The 20,810-nt window shown below is 38.9% G+C and carries 19 protein-coding genes; 13 read left to right on the forward strand and 6 right to left on the reverse strand.

Annotated elements, in window-relative coordinates; genetic code table 11:
* The first annotated feature begins 50 nt into the window (after positions 1-50).
* Together QNI15_RS18585 and QNI15_RS18590 are read left to right on the forward strand one after the other, a co-directional pair.
* Entirely contained in the window at positions 51-791 is a 741-nt protein-coding gene (locus tag QNI15_RS18585; RefSeq protein WP_313997466.1) for a GLPGLI family protein, read from the forward strand.
* A gap of 125 nt (positions 792-916) precedes the next feature.
* Entirely contained in the window at positions 917-1,693 is a 777-nt protein-coding gene (locus tag QNI15_RS18590; protein WP_313997468.1) for a Rossmann-like and DUF2520 domain-containing protein, read from the forward strand.
* A 3-nt stretch (positions 1,694-1,696) separates the two neighbouring features.
* Here the strand turns inward: QNI15_RS18590 and QNI15_RS18595 are convergent, their stop codons facing one another.
* From QNI15_RS18595 to QNI15_RS18610, 4 genes are all read right to left on the reverse strand, one after another.
* Positions 1,697-3,046, reverse strand: a complete 1,350-nt coding sequence (locus QNI15_RS18595; protein ID WP_313997470.1) for a lysophospholipid acyltransferase family protein — start codon at positions 3,044-3,046, stop codon at positions 1,697-1,699.
* 149 nt (positions 3,047-3,195) lie between these two features.
* On the reverse strand, positions 3,196-3,744 hold the full coding sequence (locus QNI15_RS18600; RefSeq protein ID WP_313982961.1) for an inorganic diphosphatase: 549 nt from the start codon (positions 3,742-3,744) through the stop codon (positions 3,196-3,198).
* Positions 3,745-3,951: 207 nt separating this feature from the next.
* Entirely contained in the window at positions 3,952-5,304 is a 1,353-nt protein-coding gene (locus QNI15_RS18605; RefSeq protein WP_313997472.1) for an MFS transporter, read from the reverse strand.
* Between the two features lie 127 nt (positions 5,305-5,431).
* The gene (locus QNI15_RS18610) at positions 5,432-5,680 is read right to left on the reverse strand and encodes a YiaA/YiaB family inner membrane protein (protein ID WP_313997474.1); all 249 of its coding nucleotides are present in this window, start codon (positions 5,678-5,680) and stop codon (positions 5,432-5,434) included.
* A gap of 190 nt (positions 5,681-5,870) precedes the next feature.
* Here QNI15_RS18610 and QNI15_RS18615 point away from each other — a divergent pair, with 190 nt between their 5' ends.
* On the forward strand, positions 5,871-7,373 hold the full coding sequence (locus QNI15_RS18615) for a hypothetical protein (RefSeq protein WP_313997476.1): 1,503 nt from the start codon (positions 5,871-5,873) through the stop codon (positions 7,371-7,373).
* Here QNI15_RS18615 and QNI15_RS18620 read toward each other — a convergent pair.
* Together QNI15_RS18620 and QNI15_RS18625 are read right to left on the reverse strand one after the other, a co-directional pair.
* On the reverse strand, positions 7,361-7,960 hold the full coding sequence (locus tag QNI15_RS18620; RefSeq protein ID WP_313997478.1) for an IMPACT family protein: 600 nt from the start codon (positions 7,958-7,960) through the stop codon (positions 7,361-7,363). The genes QNI15_RS18615 and QNI15_RS18620 overlap by 13 nt on opposite strands.
* 40 nt (positions 7,961-8,000) lie before the next feature.
* Complete coding sequence (locus QNI15_RS18625; RefSeq protein WP_314032956.1) at positions 8,001-9,134, reverse strand: tetratricopeptide repeat protein; 1,134 nt, start codon at positions 9,132-9,134, stop codon at positions 8,001-8,003.
* Positions 9,135-9,194: 60 nt separating this feature from the next.
* Between QNI15_RS18625 and QNI15_RS18630 the strand changes: the two genes are divergently transcribed.
* From QNI15_RS18630 to QNI15_RS18675, 10 genes are all read left to right on the forward strand, one after another.
* The gene (locus QNI15_RS18630) at positions 9,195-9,641 is read left to right on the forward strand and encodes a Rid family detoxifying hydrolase (protein WP_313997481.1); all 447 of its coding nucleotides are present in this window, start codon (positions 9,195-9,197) and stop codon (positions 9,639-9,641) included.
* 372 nt (positions 9,642-10,013) lie between these two features.
* Entirely contained in the window at positions 10,014-12,968 is a 2,955-nt protein-coding gene (locus QNI15_RS18635; RefSeq protein ID WP_314032957.1) for an FAD-binding and (Fe-S)-binding domain-containing protein, read from the forward strand.
* Between the two features lie 291 nt (positions 12,969-13,259).
* The gene (locus tag QNI15_RS18640; protein ID WP_314032959.1) at positions 13,260-15,212 is read left to right on the forward strand and encodes a sensor histidine kinase; all 1,953 of its coding nucleotides are present in this window, start codon (positions 13,260-13,262) and stop codon (positions 15,210-15,212) included.
* Between the two features lie 219 nt (positions 15,213-15,431).
* Positions 15,432-16,082, forward strand: a complete 651-nt coding sequence (locus QNI15_RS18645) for a DoxX family membrane protein (RefSeq protein ID WP_313997487.1) — start codon at positions 15,432-15,434, stop codon at positions 16,080-16,082.
* A 48-nt stretch (positions 16,083-16,130) separates the two neighbouring features.
* Complete coding sequence (locus tag QNI15_RS18650; RefSeq protein ID WP_313997489.1) at positions 16,131-16,991, forward strand: ABC transporter ATP-binding protein; 861 nt, start codon at positions 16,131-16,133, stop codon at positions 16,989-16,991.
* Positions 16,992-17,038: 47 nt separating this feature from the next.
* Positions 17,039-17,947 (forward strand): ABC transporter ATP-binding protein, encoded by a 909-nt coding sequence (locus QNI15_RS18655; protein ID WP_314032961.1) that lies wholly within the window; start codon positions 17,039-17,041, stop codon positions 17,945-17,947.
* A gap of 54 nt (positions 17,948-18,001) precedes the next feature.
* Positions 18,002-18,772, forward strand: coding sequence for an ABC transporter permease (locus QNI15_RS18660; protein ID WP_313997493.1), 771 nt, complete (start codon positions 18,002-18,004; stop codon positions 18,770-18,772).
* 54 nt (positions 18,773-18,826) lie between these two features.
* A complete protein-coding gene (locus QNI15_RS18665) occupies positions 18,827-19,609 on the forward strand; it encodes a hypothetical protein (protein WP_314032963.1) in 783 nt (260 codons plus the stop codon).
* 36 nt (positions 19,610-19,645) lie between these two features.
* A complete protein-coding gene (locus QNI15_RS18670) occupies positions 19,646-20,020 on the forward strand; it encodes a GntR family transcriptional regulator (RefSeq protein ID WP_313997498.1) in 375 nt (124 codons plus the stop codon).
* Between the two features lie 21 nt (positions 20,021-20,041).
* Positions 20,042-20,767, forward strand: a complete 726-nt coding sequence (locus QNI15_RS18675; protein WP_313997500.1) for a hypothetical protein — start codon at positions 20,042-20,044, stop codon at positions 20,765-20,767.
* Positions 20,768-20,810 lie beyond the last annotated feature (43 nt).

A 20,810-nucleotide genomic window follows, 5' to 3' on the forward strand; every position in this document is an offset into this window, starting at 1 on the left:
CTATTTGATATAGATTTATACTATTTACATATTTATCTGCTTACATCTCTATGAAGAAATTAGTGCTCTTGTTTACACTGCTTTTATCCATTGCTGCATCTGCCCAGCAGGAAGGAATCGTACACTATACCCGAACTACCTACTGGACTAAAATGATCAATCAGCTTACATTTCTGAGCAAACAGGAAAAAGAACGGAATGCCTATATGTGGGGCGGGCGCGATGATTGGAAAGAGTATATGGTGTTATACTTTAATGATAAATCAAGCAAGTATACCTATTCGGATGAAAAGTCGGCTGAGTCTTCTGGCTATGACTGGCGGAAGGAACAGTATGTGGTAAAGCGCGATTTTGAGAAGAATACAATGGTAGATATTATTGAAATGGTAGGAAAAACGTATATCATTGAAGACTCGCTTGGTACACAAAACTGGAAGATTATGAATGATCTGAAGGATGTGGCTGGACATATTTGTATGAAGGCAATGAAAGAAGATACAGTGAAGAAGCAAAAGATTGTTGCCTGGTTTGCACAGGATATTCCTTCCAATATTGGCCCGGAACGTTCATATGGGCTCCCCGGAATGATTCTGGCTCTGGATATCAACGATGGCACTGTCACCATTGAAGCTTCCCGTATTGAAAATAAAAAGCTGACTCAGGAACTGGATCTGCCTAAAAAGATGAAAGGAACCAAGTTGACAGAGACTGCGTATGAAAATATGCTTGATAAGTTTATCAAAGAAAAAATAAAAGAAGAACGCAATCCCTATTGGATGATTAGGTACTAGAATAAAAGTTTGACAGTTTGAATCCCTTTCTGAAGCTCTTAACACAGAAATTCAGGAGGGGATTGTTTTTTTACATATACCAAACTTTGATTTATTTGTACATTGAAATTTGAAAGAAATACAACGTGGCAAAACTCTCCTTTATTGGTGCTGGCAATGTTGCCTGGCATTTAGCTCAGGCTCTGGAAGATGCAGGGCACTCCATACGGCAGGTATATAGCCGTGATATACGTCATGCAAAAGAATTGACACGAAATCTATACGATGCTCAGGCTGTAAATACACTTGACTTTACAGATAGCGATGCAGATATTTTTTTTATTACCATTCCTGATGATACCGTAGAACGAATTGCTGACAGCTGTATCCTTCCGGAAAGTGCTATCTTGTGCCATACCTCTGGAACATTGCCATTAGCTACCTTGCGACCTTTTCCTGACCGGGGAGTTTTTTATCCCTTACAGACATTTAGTAAAAGCAGGCATGTAGATGTTCAGAAGGTGCCATTTTGTTTAGAGGCTAGTAATGACAGAACAGAAGAAGTCATTGTGGCACTGGCACAAAGTATCAGTAAAACGGTATACCTGGTTAGCTCTGACGAACGGAAGATACTGCATGTTGGAGCTGTATTTGCCTGTAACTTCTCCAATCACCTGATGGCTGTAGCGCGTGACATTGTGGAACGTGAAGGGTTAGAGTTTTCTCTGCTCAAACCCCTTATCGAAGAAACGTTTACAAAAGCATTGGCCGTTGATAATCCTGCTACTGTTCAAACCGGACCTGCTATACGAGGCGACGAACAAACAATTGCTAATCACGTACGCTATCTGAAAGATCAGCCATTACAACAACGTATCTATAGGTTATTGACAGAAAGTATACAGGATATGGGCAAAGGATAGTTCCTATGATTCGGCTTTTATCGTACCAAGATATTCTTGTTTCGCTTCTTCCAGTAAGACAAAGATTTCTTTACGTTCAGTAAGTAAATGAGTAATCTGTGTTTTGCGTTTCTGAGATAGCATCCGGAATGACCAGCTTTCATAGGAGTCTTCAGCCAATAACCAGTAATACCAGCAGATAAATCCACTGACAGGTAGGCTCAGAGCGAAAAGGATAGTTGGCCAGAGTAAAGGTAGCCTCTGATAGAAATAATATATTTCAGTTATATAAAATCCAGTGAATGTAATTATTCCGGTAATCATCATCAGCGGTGCCCTATAGGTTACGTCCTTTGAGATCCATCCTGCAACTTTGGACGGTAGGATATAAGGCAGATAATTGAATATCAGTCCATACAAATAGATTGGAAAGCCCAGCACCAGAAATATTCCCCGTGTAAGCCGGTGTACAAATTGGTTTTTCCGGGTTATGGTTTCTTCATCCAGCCCCAGCTTGTTAAGCAGATTGACATACTCCTGAATTTTTTGTCTGATCGCTAAAAAGCGTTGAGGCTGAGTAGTTTCATAATAAGTCACAGCTTCCGCAATCCCTTTTGTAATCAGAAAATTCTCCTTAGAGGGATCATCAGAAATTTCCAGTTCATCAATTAATCGGTTCTTATATAACTTTTCAATATTATGTACCAGCAGGTCATGTTCTTCATTGCTGGTAGTAATAGTATGGTGTTCAAGTCGCTGGCGAAGATCCTCTGTTAAGGCATCCACTGTAGCAAACTCATCTTGCTGATAGTATTCTTTATAGGATTGTACATCGATAGGAGTAGCAAAGTGTACAAAAACTTCGCTTTGAAAATGTTTGGGATCAGTATAGGTTAATCCTACTGGCAGAATCTTTACACCTAGTTCAAAATTGGCAGAAGCCTCAGCGCCTAATGCAATGCGGGCTGTGCCTGTTTTGAGAGGCCTTAGCCGACGTTCGTGCTCGCTGGTTCCTTCCGGAAATATTAACAGTGTGCCTTTCTTACGTAAAAATTCGAAACACTTGGAGAAGGTAGCACTGTTGTTTACTTTTTCACCTGCTCCTACATCCTTTTTTCGGTATATGGGAATCATATGGAGTTTCTTTAAAAACCAAGCAACTACAGGATTTTTAAAAATAGAGCCGTTAGCTAGGAAATAAATGTTCTGTTTGAGATATACAGCAATCAGGATGGGATCCATGAAGGTATTAGGGTGATTGGCTGCAACCAGCAAAGGTACATTCACAGGAATTTCAGTAAGCCCCTGAACATGAATCTTACGAAAAAAGACTCTAAGGGCAAGGCGGGCGATGAGTTTGAGTAGGAAGTACACGTGAGTAGTGAGGTTGACGGTTACTTCAAAGTATAAAAAGAGAGATATGTTGGGCGAGAGTAGAATTCACAGAAAATAAGAACGATGGGTGAATGTGTGATATTCTTATTTCCTGTGAATCATTTGGGATTTACAAGCTGAATACTAAATTATGCAGGTTGTCCGAATGTTTCGCGATACAGAGCAATGGCATCTTCGATTATTTTATATGCCTCTTTTTTGCCCAGGAAGTGTTCTACCACAACTGCTTTATGCTCAAGTTTCTTGTAGTCTTCAAAGAAACGGCGCATTTCAACCAGTGTGTGTGGAGGCAAGTGGTCAATGTCATCAATGTGATTAACAGACACATCATGTTGAGCTACAGCGATAATTTTGTCATCTGCTTCTCCCTGATCAATCATCCGCATTACGCCAATTACTTTAGCTTCTACCAGACACAGAGATGGGAAATCAACTTGAGAGATAACCAGTATATCCAGAGGATCATGGTCGTCGCAATAGGTTTGTGGAATGAATCCATAATTGGCAGGATAGTGTACTGCGGAGAATAACACACGGTCAAGAATCAACAGACCACTTTCTTTGTCCAGTTCATATTTGGCTTTGCTTCCTTTAGGGATTTCAATGATACCGTTTACAGTTACAGGCGAATTGGAGCCATAAGATACAGCATGCCAAGGATTCGATTGGTTACTCATGTTTTGATGGTTAATGTGGAATTGTGAAATTTCTGATTGTTATTGATAGCAAAAAGCCTGAAATGGTAAACAGCCTCCCGATAGACACATTTGCTAATGCTCTCGTTTATAGCTAGTCCTTTGCAAAAATATTTTTTAGATACCGTTTTGCATTTCAGGCTGCAAATATCTCTTGTTTCTATGGTATCTGCAAAGTAGTTTCATCTTTTAATTACTTGCTACCGCATCGCTTACCCGGCGAGGCAGGCGTGCAAACACAAGAAATATACCTCCAGCTATAAAGAATATTCCCATACTCAATGCGCTAAGACGTACATTGTGGCTGATTTCCAGTACACGTCCATAGGTAAAGGTACCAATAACAATCGCTAGTTTTTCAGTAACATCATACAAACTAAAATACGATGCGGTGTCTGTAGTTGTTTGAGGGATCAATTGAGCATAGGTACTTCGTGATACCGATTGGATTGCTCCCATCACAATTCCTACGAAACCTGCCAAGATATAAAACTCTGTTTTGGTTGTGATAAAATAAGCTGCTACACAAATGCCTATCCAAAGTATAATGGCAATTAGTATAGCTGTTGTATTACTTACTTTCATCGCGATTCGTGAAAAGGCAATAGCTCCAGGTATAGCTACTAATTGCAGGATCAAAACAATCGCAATCATTTCTGTGCCTTCCATTCCAATAGTCCGTTCTCCAAAAAAGGGGGCCATTAGCATAATACTTTGTACTCCCATCGACCAGAAGAAGAAACCTAACAGGTACCGGAATGTATGTTGGGAAGCTCTTACTTTTGCAAATACCTTCTTTAGTTCGTCAAATCCTTTAGTTAGTAATCCCGTACTTATGGAATGATTGGTAGGAATATCTTTCAGATAATAGAAGGCAATCTGTGAAAATCCAATCCACCAGATACCTACTGTTAGAAAAGACACACGTGTTGCAATTAGTCTTGTTTCAAGCCCAAACACATCATTAAAGAATATCATGACTAGATTAAGCACTAACAGGATAACGCTGCCAATATATCCCATCGAATAACCACGAGCTGAAACTTTGTCCATCCTATCAGGTGTGGCAATCTGAGGTAAAAAACCATTGTAAAATACAAGTGAGCCTGCATACCCTATACTAGCCAGAAAGGCACATAGGATACCGTACTCAATATTAAGACCTTTAAAAAAGAAAAGTCCTAAGCATGCTGTTGATCCCAGATAGGTGAAAAACTGCATAAAACGCTTTTTCTTTCCACTATAATCTGCTATACCTGACAGAATAGGAGCCAGAAAAACAATTACCAGAAATGAGGCTGAGATAGCATAAGAGTATAATACCTGGCTGTCAAATGTCAAACCCAAAAAATCAATCATTGTCTCCCCATTTGCATTTTTTCCAAATCCTTCTGGAGGCGCTTTTGAAGTAACATCATTATAGTAGATGGGAAAGATAGCTGAGGTAATAGTCAGATTATAGACTGAATTGGCCCAGTCATAACTACACCAGGCATTGAGCACTTTAGGATTGTTTTTTTCCGGCAGTTGGATTGTTTTCATATCAGGATAGTTTAACTCCTTGCTTCTGTCTTGCTTGTCAAAGATGTATTTCCTGGGTCAGAAGAATTCCTCCATTTGCGGAGGAACCTGACACTAAGATATATAAGACTGATAAGAAGCATCTTTTTCAGGAATTCTCATACTTTTTGCCTTCTATTTTTTCCGATTCGAAGTCATCTCGGATCGTTTTAGCAAGCGTAAAGCAAGAACCAACGGTAAATATAATACCCATAACCAAATATCCTTTGATCCATATCTCTACTGGCAGATGATAAATACCAATTACCATCAATGAGAAAGATAAAACAAAAGATGACCATACCTGAAAACGGTACATTGGAGTGGGTTTATTGACTACTGTGTTTTTAGATTCCATTTTGTGTGTGTTTTTAGTTAACGATTCAAAGATATACTGCGCGGATACCCTAAATCAAACGGAATTCTCTGTAAAAAGGACTTTTTAAGATTCTATAAAATGATTTTAAGTAATTGATATACAATACGTTATTAATTGTAAAAAGGACTTTAAAACTATTACTTTATATTCGTGTTTTACTTGTAATTACATGGACAATCTGGAAAGTATCATAGAGGCTATGCCTTCAGAACATCAGAAGGACTTCACGGCTTACCTGCAGCGTTTGAAATCAAAGCAAGAGCGAAAGGATATCGACTTGTTTCGATTGCTCGCAGAAAAACAAAAGCTGCCAGACAAGGAGAAATCCATCCCTATGTATTTGTATGGAAAGAAACCTAATCTGGTGGCCTATCATGCATTGCGAAAGAGATTGATGCGACAACTGGCAGATTTTATTTTGCTGAAGAGTAGAGAGTTTGACTTATCCGCAACAGCTTCAGTGTCTGAGTTACTGGCTTTGGCAAGATATCTGTTTGATCGGGGAGTAGAAAAAACAGCATGGAATATGCTTCGTAAAGCTGAAAAGATAGCTATACGAAATGATCACTTTGATTTATTAAATACTCTCTACCATTTTCAACTTGAAAAATCTGATAGTGAATTTGCCGATCCATTGGAATCTATTATAGAAAAGCGTAACCAGAATAAACCTCTCTGTGAAGAAGAAGAACGGGCTGTGATTGCACAAGCTTTGATTACCAAACAGTTGAGTCAGGCCCGACAAACCGGGGCAGTGCCTGACTTTGAATCTATTATATCAACCATTCTAGCGCAGTATCAGTTGACCACTGTTATAAGCAAACGTCCGGCAATGTTGTATAAACTAGTCAATATTGCCCGAAGTGTAGTACTGGTACGGAAGGACTATTATGCATTTGAACCGTATGTTATTCAACAGTACAACGCAACTACGTTTGAATTAAGACATGGATATATCCAGCTTCGGATGTTGTATATGATTGCGCAGACATTGTATCGTAATCGGAAATTTGATGAGTCTACAGTATATCTGACACAATTGTATGCTTTGTTACAGGATTCTCAGAAAAGTTATTGGGGACAATTTTATCCGAAGTATGTAATGTTACTGGCAGCCAATTATATGTATGACACCAAACGAGATGCTGCTATAGTATTGCTTGAGGAGTTGCTGAAGAAACAGAGTAAATTGCTATCTGTTAAGGATCAGTTGAATGCACAGATCAACCTGGCCTTTTACTATTTTCAACAAGAGGAGTATGGTAAAGCAAGTCGCCTGCTGCTGACTATTCCTCACTCAGATCAGTGGTGTCAGAAGAAAATGGGAATGGAATGGGTGTTACGAAAAAATCTGAGTGAATTGATTATTCAGTATGAGTTTGGAAATATAGATCTGGTTGTAAATAAAATCCGGTCTATAGAGACTACATTTGAAGGGCTTCTTAAGCGTTCGCGTAATATCCGGATGTATATGCAATTTGTGAAAGAGCTGGTAGAGCATCCGGAAACTTTTACGGATGATGTATTCCATCAGAAAGTAGAGGCTGCTTTTGTATTCTTACCTGTAGAGCAGGAAGATTTGCAGGCTATGCACTTTTATGCCTGGCTAAAAGCTAAATGGTTAAAACGTAAATACTATGATGTGTTGCTTGAGTTGGTTCAAAGTTCTTGAAGAACTTCTATTTGTTGGAAGGTAAATTTATCCAATAGTTCAGCGTAATGATTTTTACGAACTGCAGCTGTAAGTTGACAAATCAACTGAAAGTCCTGCGAAATAATTTCTGCATCATAGTCTTTCAGAAGCTTCATTACCTGATTCATCTGTTCATAGGTAAACTGTATGGAAAAAGGCATCGTCACAATCTTTTCTATAATCTGTGCAGTCTCCAATGCCTCAGAAGCTGAGGTACGATACGCCTGGATCAGACCACTAACTCCCAGCTTTATTCCACCAAAGTAACGCACTACTACCACCAGTACATCTGTCAGATTGCGGGAACGGATTTGACCCAGAATTGGGTCGCCGGCTGAGTGATTGGGTTCTCCATCATCATTTGCTCTGTACTTGGTTTTGTCAGCACCCAAAATATAGGCATAGCAATGATGTCGGGCATCAAAGTATGTTTTACGAAGTTGGGTGAGATGATCTTTAACCTCATCTTCTGTGCGAGCCGGATACGCAAATGCCAGAAACTTGCTTCCTTTTTCTTTGTATAATCCTTCCGATGGTGCAGCAATGGTAAGATAGGTATCTGACATACTATTTTTATATTCAGGTTTGGATAGTTTCCGACGAGTTCTAATTCTTCTTCATATAATTTTTGGCTTCTGCAATAGTGCTATCATATTCTGCAAGTTCCAGACATTTTTTGTAGTTGGCTTTTGCAATATCTTTCTTTCCTTCAGTTATGGCAATCCGTGCCAAACCTGCATAGGCCATAGCCAGAAAGTCATTGTTATAACGCACATTAAGCGCATTCATAGTAGTAGCCTTTAGATAATAGATCTTTGCCTGAGGTAGATTTTTTGTTTGTTTCTCCTGTATAATGCCATTAAAAACTGCAACCGTACTTTGAAAAACTTTATCCTTGTTTTGTCCTACCTGTGTTATAAAGGGTTCAGCCTCATCATATCGGCCATTGGCAAGCAGCATTTCAGCATGACGCATGGCAAAAATAATATTATTAGGATAACGGGTAATAAGTTGTTGGGTACAGGCTAAGGCCTTACCAGCCTGATATTCATGTTTTATATAGATATGAAGCAGAAAGAAAAGTGCCTCCACTTTGGTGAAGATACCTTTCTGACTACCAATTTCCAGTTGTTTCAATCCTAATGCTTTGTCACCATCTGCAAAGAAAATCATAAAAGGCTTGACAACAGGATGTGTTTCCGGATACTTCACAACATAATAGTTATATACGCCTACCGGAGAATAAAAATCGGCATACTGATTCAGCATCTTCATGCCGTCTTTCAAGTGTCCATATGTTTTGCGAGCCTCATTGACTGCGGAGGTCATTTCATCGCTTTCTGAATGGCTTAATGCCAGAAATCCATGAGCTGCCATTGCAAAAAATACTCCTTCCGGATCTTTATCATTTTTATCAAGCAGCACTTCAGCCCGTTTAATAACTTCGTTGAGATAGGCTCTGTGGGTTGCAATCACATTTTTATTTTCTCCTATCGGAATATTCTTCCAGGTTGTTTCCAGTGATTTTAACATGGGGTATACAGGATGCTGCGGATAACGCTGGCGAATTTTCTCAAAGATGGGGTTGGCTTCTGCAAACTCAAAATTGTACATTTTGTCAAGTCCTTCATGAATCCACTGCTGAACTTCATTATCCTGAAGGATCTGTGCCTGTACAGGAGATAACAGGAATGAGAATATAATTACAAAAAAATAATACTTTTGAGACAGTCTGATCATTTCAGATGATTTTAAGCAATATAAATTGTATTTCTATAACAAAACCCAACGTACAAACCTATGAAAAAGATTCCCTTTCTGATTTTCTTTATTACTGTTCTAAGTACATCAGCGGTATTTGCACAAAAAAAAATTGTGAAAACAGAAGAAGCCCCACTACCTGTAGGTCCATATAGTCAGGGAGTGATTGCCAATGGATTTTTCTTTGGTGCAGGACAGACAGGTGTAGATCCAAAAACCCGTAAACTGGTAGAAGGTGGCATTGAACAGGAGACAACTCAGACCCTTGAGAATATCAAGGCTGTCTTAAAGGCCGCCAATCTGGATCTGACGAATGTAGTGAATGCTACAGTCTATCTGAAGGATATGAATGATTTTGCAAAGATGAATGCCATCTATGGCAAGTATTTCAGTACTAATCCGCCTGCCCGTACCACAATCAGTATTGTAAGCCTGCCAGGGGGAGCCAATGTAGAGATTGCCGTAGTCGCTGTGCTAAAGAAGTAAAGAAGAAAATGAATCTCTTTGAATAGAAGGGAACTGGTTCGAACGTCCGTTCGGACCTATATTGAAAGCAACGTCCGTTGCGTTGAAACAAATTAAGCCTTGCTCAGGCTTTGAATTAATCAACGCAATGGACGTATTTTCAAAGTGGACATATATGGCAGAAGGTAGAGGTATAAAAAATGGTGCACCTGCCTTACTGGCAAATAATACAAAACTGAGAAAGTTATAGGACATAACCATGTAATTTGGGTATCAACCGTGTCTGCCGAATATTATTCCCGATGAAATCTATTTTTTTAACATTCTGTTTTAAATTTGTGATTCATAAGTGAATCTACTCACTTTTACCATTGTCTCCAGATTTCTGACTAAATGATTACCGAAAAACTCCGCTCCCTGTCTGCACAAATAGAAGGCGAATTTTATTCTGATAATACCATTCGTACCCTATATGCCACTGATGCGTCTGCTTATCGTGAAATGCCTCTGGCAGTAGCTATTCCCAAAAGTGTCGAAGATCTTAAAAAGCTGATTGCTTTTGCCCGTAAGGAAAAAGTAGCTTTGATTCCACGTACTGCTGGTACATCTCTTGCCGGACAGGTAGTAGGTAGTGGATTGGTAGTGGATATGTCCAAGTATCTGAATAAGATTCTGGAAATAAATGTCGAAGAACGGTGGGTACGGGTACAGCCAGGAGTAGTGCGTGATGAGTTGAATCTATTTCTGAAAGAGTATGGGTTGTATTTTGGACCGGAAACTTCTACTGCCAACCGGGCAATGATAGGAGGGATGGTTGGTAATAATTCCTGTGGGTCAAACTCTGTTGTATATGGTAGTACTCGTGAACACCTGATTTCAGCGAAAGCATTGCTGAGTGATGGGTCGGAAGTAGATTTTCATGAGTTGAGTATAGACGAATTTGAAGCAAAATGCCTGGGTGTCCCTGCTACAGGCACTGTACCTCGTGGCTTTAAGCCAAAAGACGATCTGGAAACTAAACTTTATCGTTCGGTACAGGAAATACTCTCAAATGAAGAGAATGCACAGGAAATCCGGTCTCAGTTTCCTAAACGCAGCATTGCACGCCGTAACACAGGGTATGCTTTGGATTTACTGCTCGAAACTGAACCTTTTACACCAGGAAGTCCGGCTTTCAATTTCTGCAAACTGATTGCTGGATCAGAAGGGACACTGGCTTTTTTGACTGAGATTAAACTAAACATATTACCTCTGCCTCCTAAAGTAGCCGGTTTGGTTTGTGTACACTTCAATACCATTGATGAAGCACTGAAAGCCAACCTGATTGCCCTGAAATACAATCCGTCAGCTAGTGAACTGATCGACCATTATATTCTGGAATGTACTAAGGAGAATATTGAACAGAGTAAAAATAGATTCTTTGTACAAGGCGATCCAGGAGCTATCCTGGTAGTAGAGATTGCTCGTGAAGACAAGGATGAGGTGGCTAGACTGGCAGCTGAAATGGAGGCAGAAATGAGAGCATCTGGACTAGGCTATCATTTTCCTGTTCTATATGGGGAAGACACCAAAAAGATATGGACATTACGTAAGGCAGGATTGGGTCTATTGACTAATATGCCTGGTGATGCCAAGCCTGTTGCTGTTATTGAAGATACCGCCATTGATGTAAATGACCTGCCTGACTATATCCGTGATTTTAATCAAATTCTGGAAAAGTATGGTTTGTATTCTGTCCACTATGCACATGCTGGTTCAGGAGAGTTGCATTTGCGTCCGATTATTAACCTGAAAACAGAAGAAGGCAATCAACTGTTCCGGAAAATTGCAGAAGAAATTGCCTTACTGGTAAAAAAATATGATGGTTCACTGAGTGGTGAACATGGCGATGGACGCCTGAGAGGTGAATTTATTCCCTGGATGGTTGGAGAAAAGAATTACCAATTATTCAAGCAACTCAAACAGACCTGGGACCCAGACAATATCTTTAATCCGGGAAAGATTGTAGACACCCCTCCTATGAATGAGTTTCTACGCTATACTCCAGGTCAGAAGAATCCTGAAATCAAGACCATCTTCAATTTCACACGGGAACAGGGAATACTGCGTCATGCTGAACAGTGTAATGGGTCAGGTGACTGTCGCAAAACACAACTGAGCGGAGGAACCATGTGTCCAAGCTACATGGCCACCCGTAATGAAAAAGATACTACTCGCGCTCGCGCCAATATTCTGAGAGAGTTCCTGACTAACTCAACCAAAGAAAATCCATTTGACCATGAGGAGATTAAAGAGGTAATGGATTTGTGTCTGAGTTGTAAGGGGTGTAAGTCCGAATGTCCATCCAATGTGGATATGGGTAAGCTCAAAGCAGAGTTTCTGCAGCATTACTACGATGCCAATGGTGTGCCCATGCGTAGTAAGTTAATTGGAAACTTCTCCAAGCTCTCAGGTATTGCTTCAGTTATGCCTTGGGCATATAATCTTGTCTTCAAAACTCCTTCCTTACGTCGTATTGCCAATAACATAGTTGGTTTTCACCCGGATCGTACTATGCCACTGCTGGCCTCAACTACGCTGAAGAGTTGGCATTCCAAGCGGAAGACGGTTGCTTCTGGTAGAAGAGTCTATCTCTTCTGTGATGAGTTCACCAACTTCAATGATGTGGAAATTGGTAAAAAGGGTATTCTGTTACTGGAAAAGTTAGGATATGAGGTTATTATCCCTAAACATGTAGAGAGTGGACGGGCTTATCTATCCAAAGGGTTATTACGTAAGGGGAAAGAGATTGCCGAGCAAAATGTACAGTTGCTGAAAAACACAATCACAGAAGAAACTCCTCTAATAGGTATAGAGCCATCTGCCATACTTACGTTTCGGGATGAGTATCCGGAATTAGTGAGTGAAGGTATGCAGGCTGATGCACAAAAACTTGCTAAAAATGTTTTCCTGATTGATGAATTTCTGGCCAAAGAGTTAGATAAAGGTAATTTAAAGAGAAATCAGTTTACCCAGGAAAAACGCCTGATCAAACTACATGGACATTGTCAGCAAAAAGCTGTAGGATCGTTGGTTCCAACCAAGAAAATATTATCCTTGCCTGCAAACTATGAAGTACATCTGATTCCATCTGGCTGTTGTGGCATGGCGGGTTCATTTGGATATGAGAAAGAGCATTATGACATTTCGATGAAAATCGGCGAACTGGTTTTATTCCCGACTGTTCGTAAACAGCCTGAGGATGTGATTATTGCAGCGCCAGGTACCAGCTGTCGACACCAGATTCATGATGGTACACATAGAAAGGCTCTGCATCCTGTCGAGATTTTGTATCAGGCTCTTGTCTGATAAATATCATATAGGATAGTATAAATTTCCAGGATATTTGCCTTTATTGCACCCTCAGATAGTAATATATTGAGTATCACTTAGTTATTTTGAAACTAAGATGATATTATTTTTGTGGTGTAAATCATTTAAAATCAGTGTGTTATGTCTGATGATTGGCTGCTTTGGCAAAATCTTACAGAAATTATTTCAGGCTTTTTATAATCAGGGGTTGTTTTTACAAGATTTTTTGTTAAAATTCTGAGCTAATTTTACTTCAAATAAAACCAGCAGAAGTTCTAATTTAAATTGATGATGCGTTATTCCAAACCAATCGTCCACACAGCTTTTATTATCAGTACACTGGTTTTGGCATGGATTGGATTTAGCATATACCAAAACCACAAAGTAGCTTTGGAGAAGGCTGCACAGGTTTTTCATTCCAACCGGATCATTTATACGGCTGAGAAAGTTTTATCTCTGTTAAACAGGGCTGAGAATGGACAAAGAGAGTATGTGGTCAGCAATGATAGCATAGATTTGCAGCCTTATTATAGAAGTATAGACTCTGTGGGAGGATACATTGATTCCTTGTATTATCTGACTAATTCCAATACTCATCATCGACTACTGATCGACTCGCTAAAAAAGAATGCATCTGTAAAGATTGATTTGATGCAGTATGCTATTCTGTTAAAGAATAATAACAATCTCTCCGGTCTGGAATCACTTTATAAGTCTCCTCAGAACCGTGCTGCCATGAATAATATTCAGCATGTTTTGCAGGAGGTTATTGCAGAAGAACGAAATCATCTGACTTTACGAAACCGAGAATACGTTTCTTCAGTGCATCGTACAACACAGGCGATTTACTGGGTACTCGGATCTTATCTGCTGATGATATCCGGGAGTTTTATTCTGATCCGGAATAAATTCCGAAACAAAGATTATTACGAAGGCAAACTGGTAACATTGAGTGCAGAATTAAAGCAGAAAGACGAAGAGTTGCACTCCAACAACCGTGAGTTAATGGCCAATAGCAATGAACTAACAGCTATTTATGGCCAGCTGAATAAAATAAAAAATGAATTTGCCAATATCTCATTGTCCCGGATGGCAAAAATCCGGCGTATTAATAATCTATTGGTGGCAGAGGCTCACAAACGTGAAAAAATAACGGATGATCTGCGTAAAAGTGAGTCTCGTTTCAAAGCAGCCCTAAACAAAGCTCCTATTGTTGTATTTAACCAGGATATTCATCTGCGTTATACCTGGATTTATGATAATACCAATCTATCGCAATACCATTTCTCTGATTCATTAGGCAAGACGGATACTGAAATATTTCCGGTAAAAGAAGCCGAACAACTGACTGCCATTAAACAACATGTGCTGGAAACAGGCGAAGGAACTGCTCAGGAAATCAATCTTAGCTTTGGACGAAAAAAAGTCTATCTATTGCTGACAATTGAGCCAACTTTTGATAAAAACCAGAAAATAAAAGGAATTACCTGTGCCGGATACGATATCACAGACCAGAAGAAGACCGAAGATGTATTGCGACACACATTGAAAGAACTGAAAAAGCGTAATCATGAACTAGACAACTACGTATACAAAGTATCACATGATTTGAGAGCTCCGCTGGTTTCCATTCTGGGACTGATCAATCTGACCAAGATGGACGATAATCCGGACACACTGCGTAATTATCTGTCACTGATTGAGAATAGGGTAAGTAAGCTGGATGACTTTATCAAATCTGTCCTGAATCATTCCAGAACACTGAACTCTGAAATTATTATTAAACCCATCGACTTCGAGAAAATTATTCATGATTGTGCGGATGAACTTCGTTACCTTCCTAATCTGGAAAAACTGCATATCGAAGTAAATATTGACAAAGAAGTGGAGTTTCATAGTGATGAACTGCGTATTGGTATTATTCTTAAAAACTTTATTTCCAATGCAGCAAAATACCTGAACCCGCATGCTGACTCTAACTTTCTGCGTTTTCAGATTATAGTTACTGAGCAGCAGGCAAAAATTATCATCGAAGATAATGGGATGGGTATTGAAGAACAATATATTGCCCGCATCTTTGATATGTTCTTCCGGGCAACTCCTAAGTCTGATGGATCTGGATTAGGTTTGTATATTGTAAAACAAACTATTGAACGATTGGAAGGAAGTGTCTCTGTAGATAGTGAAATTGGTAAGGGAACTACATTTCGACTGTTGATGCCTAACTTTAAGGTACAATAACTATAGTAGTATACTAAGGAATTTCGAAAGCATGAACGATTACTGTTCATGCTTTTTTGTTGTATAGGCTATTTATAGCTAACTACCTTTACATATTGCGTCTCAAGTTCAACCTCATTATCTACCTTTCAACACATTTTATCGAAAAGTTTTAGTATGCCCTTGCTTTTCTTATTTCTTAATCTTTACATTTGTAGTGTACTACTTAAGTAATACACTATGATAATCGGATTCCCTTCAAGACAATCACTGATACGATTCACTATTGGATCTATTCGCTTTTGGTTAGGGTTAATTTTTTTGACTTCCGGATTAGCGAAGCTGACTCATAATACCTTCCCAAATACAATGGGCCCTCCTTTTCTGGAAGATGAACTGGCTAAGTATGGTTTAGGAATGTATGCACGATTTATAGCTTTCAGTCAGGTGACTATTGGCTTTCTGCTGATATCTAAACGTTTTGCTACGCTGGGAGCTGTTATGGCAATGCCTATGCTGGTAAATATTCTGGTTGTAGTGATTTCGCTGAAGTGGCAGGGGACACCTTATGTAGTTGGTTTCTTTCTGTTCTGTACTATTCTATTACTTATATACGACTTTCATAAACTGAAATTCATTCTTTCTGATAATCCGGCACCCTTGATGAATCATCCTATAGAGAGAAATGATTGGCGACTGGACTTGGGTAATGGAGTAGCTTTTATAATTCTGTTGACAGGTGCTATGCTGTGGCCTGTGAGTGAACTGATTTCAATGTATCTGATCAATCTGGGTATTGTGCTGCTGATTGGTTTGGGCATTGTGGCTGTTGTGTTGCATTGGAGGCAAAATAAAGTACACAATACTTTAGCATCGGAAGTGCCTTTATAAATTTAACTAGTGTATTCTACTGAAATTTTACTACACTCTATATAATCTATGATTGACATTCAAAGTGTTACGTTTGGGTATAACCGAAAAAAACGACTGTTTACGGATCTGAGTCTTACGTTGCCTAAGGGAGCTGTATATGGATTGCTTGGTAAAAATGGAGCAGGGAAGTCAAGCTTACTCAAAAATATGGCTGGTTTGCTTTTTCCGGTATCAGGCAAGTGTTTGGTCAATGGGAGGGAAGCAAAGAAGCGTGAGCCTGAGTTTTTGCAGGATATATTTTTCATTCCTGAAGAGTTTTATGTGCCTTCAGTTCCTATCCGGAGTTTTGTGAAAACGTATGCGCCCTTTTATCCTTCTTTTAATGCCGTACAGTTTCAGAACTATCTCAAAGAGTTTGGTATTGATGATAGCCAGACTCTGACAGAGTTATCATACGGCCAAAAAAAGAAGGTCTTGATTGGGTTTGGACTTGCTACGAATACCAGTGTCCTGATTATGGATGAACCAACTAATGGACTAGATATTCCTTCTAAAACCCAGTTCAGAAAGATCATTGCTTCAGCCGCTACCGAAGATCGTATCATTATTATTTCTACGCACCAGGTGAGGGATCTGGAGAGTCTGATTGATCCTATCATTATTCTGGATGGAAGTGAGATTTTACTATATGCCAGCATTGAGCAGATTACAGAGAAGCTTTGCTTTAAAACTGTATCTAAAGTAGAGGAACCTGAGTCTGTTCTCTATTCAGAAAGTACGGTACGTGGGATTTCTTTGGTGCAGGAGAATGTGGAAGGTGAGGACAGTAAGGTAGATCTGGAACTTTTGTTTAATGCAGCACTTGCTACGAAAGAAAAGATGCGACAATTGTTTGCCAACACAGTATCCGCTAATGTGGAGAAATAGAATACATCTTCAACTATGTAAACGGTAATACCCAACACGCCACTCTTATGATTATTCAGACACAAAACCTGCAATTTGGCTTTAAGAAAGATCAACCTATTATTAAGGATCTGAACCTGAATGTAGAGAAAGGTTCTATCTATGGCTTCTTAGGACCTAATGGGGCAGGTAAAACTACAACTATGCGACTTATTTTGGGATTGTTACCCAATCCTGAAAACAACATCCGGATTTTCGGCAAAACCTTATCCGACAATAGGTTAGATATATTTTCACGCATTGGCAGTATGATAGAGATTCCTTCTCTCTATGAACATCTGACAGGGTGGGACAATCTGGAAATAACCCGCCGGATTAAAGGCGTTTCCAAAAAGCGTATTGACGAAACTCTGGAACTGGTAAAACTGACACATGCTGCCCATAAGAAGGTAAAAGCTTATTCCTTAGGGATGAAACAACGCATAGGATTGGCTGTTGCCTTACTTTCTGAACCTGAACTATTGATTCTGGATGAACCTACCAATGGACTAGACCCTAATGGAATGATTGAGACACGCGAACTACTGATTCGTCTCAATAAAGAAGCTGGTACTACCATTTTTCTGTCAAGCCACTTGCTGTCTGAAGTAGAGAAGATGGCAACTCATGTTGGAATTATTCATAAGGGAAGTATGCTGTTTCAGGGGACTATCCAGGAACTGGGAACCTTAAAATCCCGCCAGGCGATGTTATGTTTTGATACCAGCAACAACCTCAAGGCATTGGAACTATTAAATCCTCACTTTCAGGTAACGCTGAATGGCAATGGATTAAAAACTTCCTTCCAGGATAGAGAGCAGGCTGCTCATATCAACAGATTGCTGGTTCAGAATGAGATAGATGTGTATCAACTGGCAGTGATGGACAATGATCTGGAAAAACTGTTTCTGCAGATTACAGAGGAATCTGCTGTATAACATCTGCTACTACAACTATAAAACTATTGTAAACAATCGTAAACAGATCATTTTATGGCAACACTTGGCACTGTCTATCAAACCGAACTTATTAAATCCAAAAATACATTTGCATTGTGGCTGGCTTGTCTGGGAGCAGGGTTTATGCCTGCACTGATGTTTGTGGTATATCTAACCAAATGGGAGACTTTCGTTCCTCAGAAAGGCGCAAATTCCTGGAATCAATTTTCTTTTGCCAATTTTCAGGGAGTGTCTTTTTTTTTCATTCCCTTCTTTGTGGTATTGCTTTGCAGTCTGGTAATGAATATTGAGCACAAGTCTAATACCTGGAAATACTTGTTAACCCTTCCGGTTTCACGATTGTCAATATATGTCAATAAGCTGTCAATCATCCTTACGCTTACTGTATTGACCTATGTGTTGTTCATTGTCTTTCTGCTTGCTGCTGGCGTAGTATTAGGCATACTCAGACCTAAACTTGGTTTTTTAGATCAGACGCTGGCATTGGATGGACTGCTAAAACTGGCATTTCGGTCTTTTGCCTCAACATTGGCTATGCTGGCAATTCACTACTGGCTGAGTATCCGTCTAAAAAATATGATTGCTGCAATTGGAGTAGGGCTGATCTGTATTGTTACGGCAACTATTCTGTTTAAAAGATGGGAATATGCAATTTACTATCCCTATACCTTTACCATGTATACTATTTTTTCATCAGATAAGTCCGTTAAGGTGTTGGCCTCCCATGAATTATACAGTCTGGGCTATTTTGTAATCATCACCATTGCCGGATATATAGACTTTAGTCGGTTTTATAAAGGATAACTGTTTGCACTCAAAAGGGTAGTATATACCCATACACTACAAAAATCTCATACTATGTTAAGTTTTAAAAGATTAGGATTATTACTACGAAAACACTGGATTGAAAATTACCGCATATATCTGATGGGGATGGCAATAATAGCTGGGTTTACTATTCTTATATTTCTGTTGGTCTTTTATACCGAAGATGGAAAAATTGAAGACATATTCCAGATGGGTTACTATTCTGCCGGATTGTTTTTGTGTGGTACTATTTTTACCAGCTACATATTCAATGACTTCTCACAGAAACCTAAAGGAATCCTGTTTCTAACATTACCTGGATCATCACTGGAAAAGTTTCTGTCTTTATGGCTTTATGCTACTATAGGTTTTGTCATTGTATATTCCCTTATCTTTTATGCTATTGCTATTCCATTTGTTAAAGTAAGCCAAAGCTATAATGCAGATGAACTAGTAAGACATGATAGTCGCATTCAGGTATTGAATTTTTTTCAGTCAGAGAAAGAATTCTATTACCTCTTTTTTCCTTACTTCTTTATACAGGCTGCTTTTCTGCTGGGATCTGTATGGTTTGAAAGATTTAGCTTTATTAAAACAGCGATAAGTGGATTGCTGATAGTGGCGTTGTTTACGTTTGTTAATTATATAATAGGTAGAATTTTAATAGGCGAGGAATCTATAACTGCTATCCCTTTTCATTTGCTGAGACATAGTTATATAACGGCCAGATTACCAGAATCTATTATGAGTGTAATAGAATTTATTGCTAAATACTGTGTGACGCCTTTTTTATGGTTTATAACCTATCTGAAAGTTGCAGAGAAGGAGTTGTAATTAAAATTAAGACACGCAAATTAGATTATTTAAGATATGGAATTCAGGGAACAACAAGCGATCTATGTGCAGATAGCAGATTATATATGTGAGAATATTTTGCTGAAGAAGTGGCTGCCCAATGATCGGATTTTGTCCATTCGGGAACTTGCTGTTGAGTTGCAGGTGAACCCCAATACGGTGACCAGAGCTTATGATTTTCTGCAAAGCCGGGATATTATTCAGAATAAACGGGGCATTGGCTATTTCGTAAACGAAGATGCAGAGCAGGCTATCCTTGTCTACCGCAAGGAACAGTTTGTACAGCATGAGTTACCAGTTCTTTTTCGGAATATGTATCTGCTTAATATTGAAGTAGAAGAGTTGGAAGTGCAGTTTGAAAAATACAAAGAAGAAAACTTTAAAAAGTAAAAACACTTATCTGATTTGACAATGAAAACAAGCAATAAACTATTACTTGGCTTTGTAGGAGTATTATTTGCAGGAATGCTAACCTGTAATTTTATTCTCAAAGCAGAGTATGAGAGGATAAAAACTGAGAAGATAGCAACTGATGAATTTCGTACTCTGAGTAAAAATCCTTTTAAATACATTAGAGTAGACGGGAGAAACGCTGCTATTGAGAGTAGGGTGTCAATTGAGTTTGCTACTAATTACGAGATCTCTTCCTTGCAGGAGATAGAAAAGTTTGCCAAAATTCGTTTCAATGGTGATACATTGCTAGTGAACTTTGAGAAAATACCAGATAGTGTGGAAGTTGATGGAGGAAAATTATTTATTAAGTGTCCTTCTTTGCAGTTGGTTGATTTACAAGGTATGGATGGGTATGTGAGTGGGTTTAAATTGACTAATCTTGCTGTCATTCTAAAAGGTTCTGGAGAATTTAGAATATTTAGTAGCCAAATTGATAATTTAACAATAGAAGAATCTGATAATAGTAGTTGTGATTTGAATAGTGATCTTCATTCCCAAATTGAAGATAATAACGTTACTCAATCATATATTAATCATTTAAAATTGACTCTTAAGGATAAAAGTAGTTTTAACGCTGATGATATTCCATTCAAAACAATCGATCCAATTGTAGGTGATAGTGCTAATATCTCCTTATCCGGAGCATCACTGAGACCTTTGTTAAAGAGAAATGTTCAACAATAGTACAAAAAGAAAGGGCTGATCATCAGCCCTTTCTTTTTGTACT

This window comes from Xanthocytophaga flava (assembly GCF_030068545.1).
GTDB lineage: Bacteria > Bacteroidota > Bacteroidia > Cytophagales > 172606-1 > Xanthocytophaga > Xanthocytophaga flava.

Excerpts from the sequence above, each read along its gene's own strand:
- QNI15_RS18585 (WP_313997466.1), top strand. The coding sequence starts at position 51 with ATGAAGAAATTAGTGCTCTTGTTTACACTGCTTTTATCCATTGCTGCA.
- QNI15_RS18600 (WP_313982961.1), bottom strand. The coding sequence starts at position 3,744 with ATGAGTAACCAATCGAATCCTTGGCATGCTGTATCTTATGGCTCCAAT.
- QNI15_RS18605 (WP_313997472.1), bottom strand. The coding sequence starts at position 5,304 with ATGAAAACAATCCAACTGCCGGAAAAAAACAATCCTAAAGTGCTCAAT.
- QNI15_RS18610 (WP_313997474.1), bottom strand. The coding sequence starts at position 5,680 with ATGGAATCTAAAAACACAGTAGTCAATAAACCCACTCCAATGTACCGT.
- QNI15_RS18615 (WP_313997476.1), top strand. The coding sequence starts at position 5,871 with ATGGACAATCTGGAAAGTATCATAGAGGCTATGCCTTCAGAACATCAG.
- QNI15_RS18620 (WP_313997478.1), bottom strand. The coding sequence starts at position 7,960 with ATGTCAGATACCTATCTTACCATTGCTGCACCATCGGAAGGATTATAC.
- QNI15_RS18625 (WP_314032956.1), bottom strand. The coding sequence starts at position 9,134 with ATGATCAGACTGTCTCAAAAGTATTATTTTTTTGTAATTATATTCTCA.
- QNI15_RS18630 (WP_313997481.1), top strand. The coding sequence starts at position 9,195 with ATGAAAAAGATTCCCTTTCTGATTTTCTTTATTACTGTTCTAAGTACA.
- QNI15_RS18635 (WP_314032957.1), top strand. The coding sequence starts at position 10,014 with ATGATTACCGAAAAACTCCGCTCCCTGTCTGCACAAATAGAAGGCGAA.
- QNI15_RS18640 (WP_314032959.1), top strand. The coding sequence starts at position 13,260 with ATGATGCGTTATTCCAAACCAATCGTCCACACAGCTTTTATTATCAGT.
- QNI15_RS18645 (WP_313997487.1), top strand. The coding sequence starts at position 15,432 with ATGATAATCGGATTCCCTTCAAGACAATCACTGATACGATTCACTATT.
- QNI15_RS18650 (WP_313997489.1), top strand. The coding sequence starts at position 16,131 with ATGATTGACATTCAAAGTGTTACGTTTGGGTATAACCGAAAAAAACGA.
- QNI15_RS18655 (WP_314032961.1), top strand. The coding sequence starts at position 17,039 with ATGATTATTCAGACACAAAACCTGCAATTTGGCTTTAAGAAAGATCAA.
- QNI15_RS18660 (WP_313997493.1), top strand. The coding sequence starts at position 18,002 with ATGGCAACACTTGGCACTGTCTATCAAACCGAACTTATTAAATCCAAA.
- QNI15_RS18665 (WP_314032963.1), top strand. The coding sequence starts at position 18,827 with ATGTTAAGTTTTAAAAGATTAGGATTATTACTACGAAAACACTGGATT.
- QNI15_RS18670 (WP_313997498.1), top strand. The coding sequence starts at position 19,646 with ATGGAATTCAGGGAACAACAAGCGATCTATGTGCAGATAGCAGATTAT.
- QNI15_RS18675 (WP_313997500.1), top strand. The coding sequence starts at position 20,042 with ATGAAAACAAGCAATAAACTATTACTTGGCTTTGTAGGAGTATTATTT.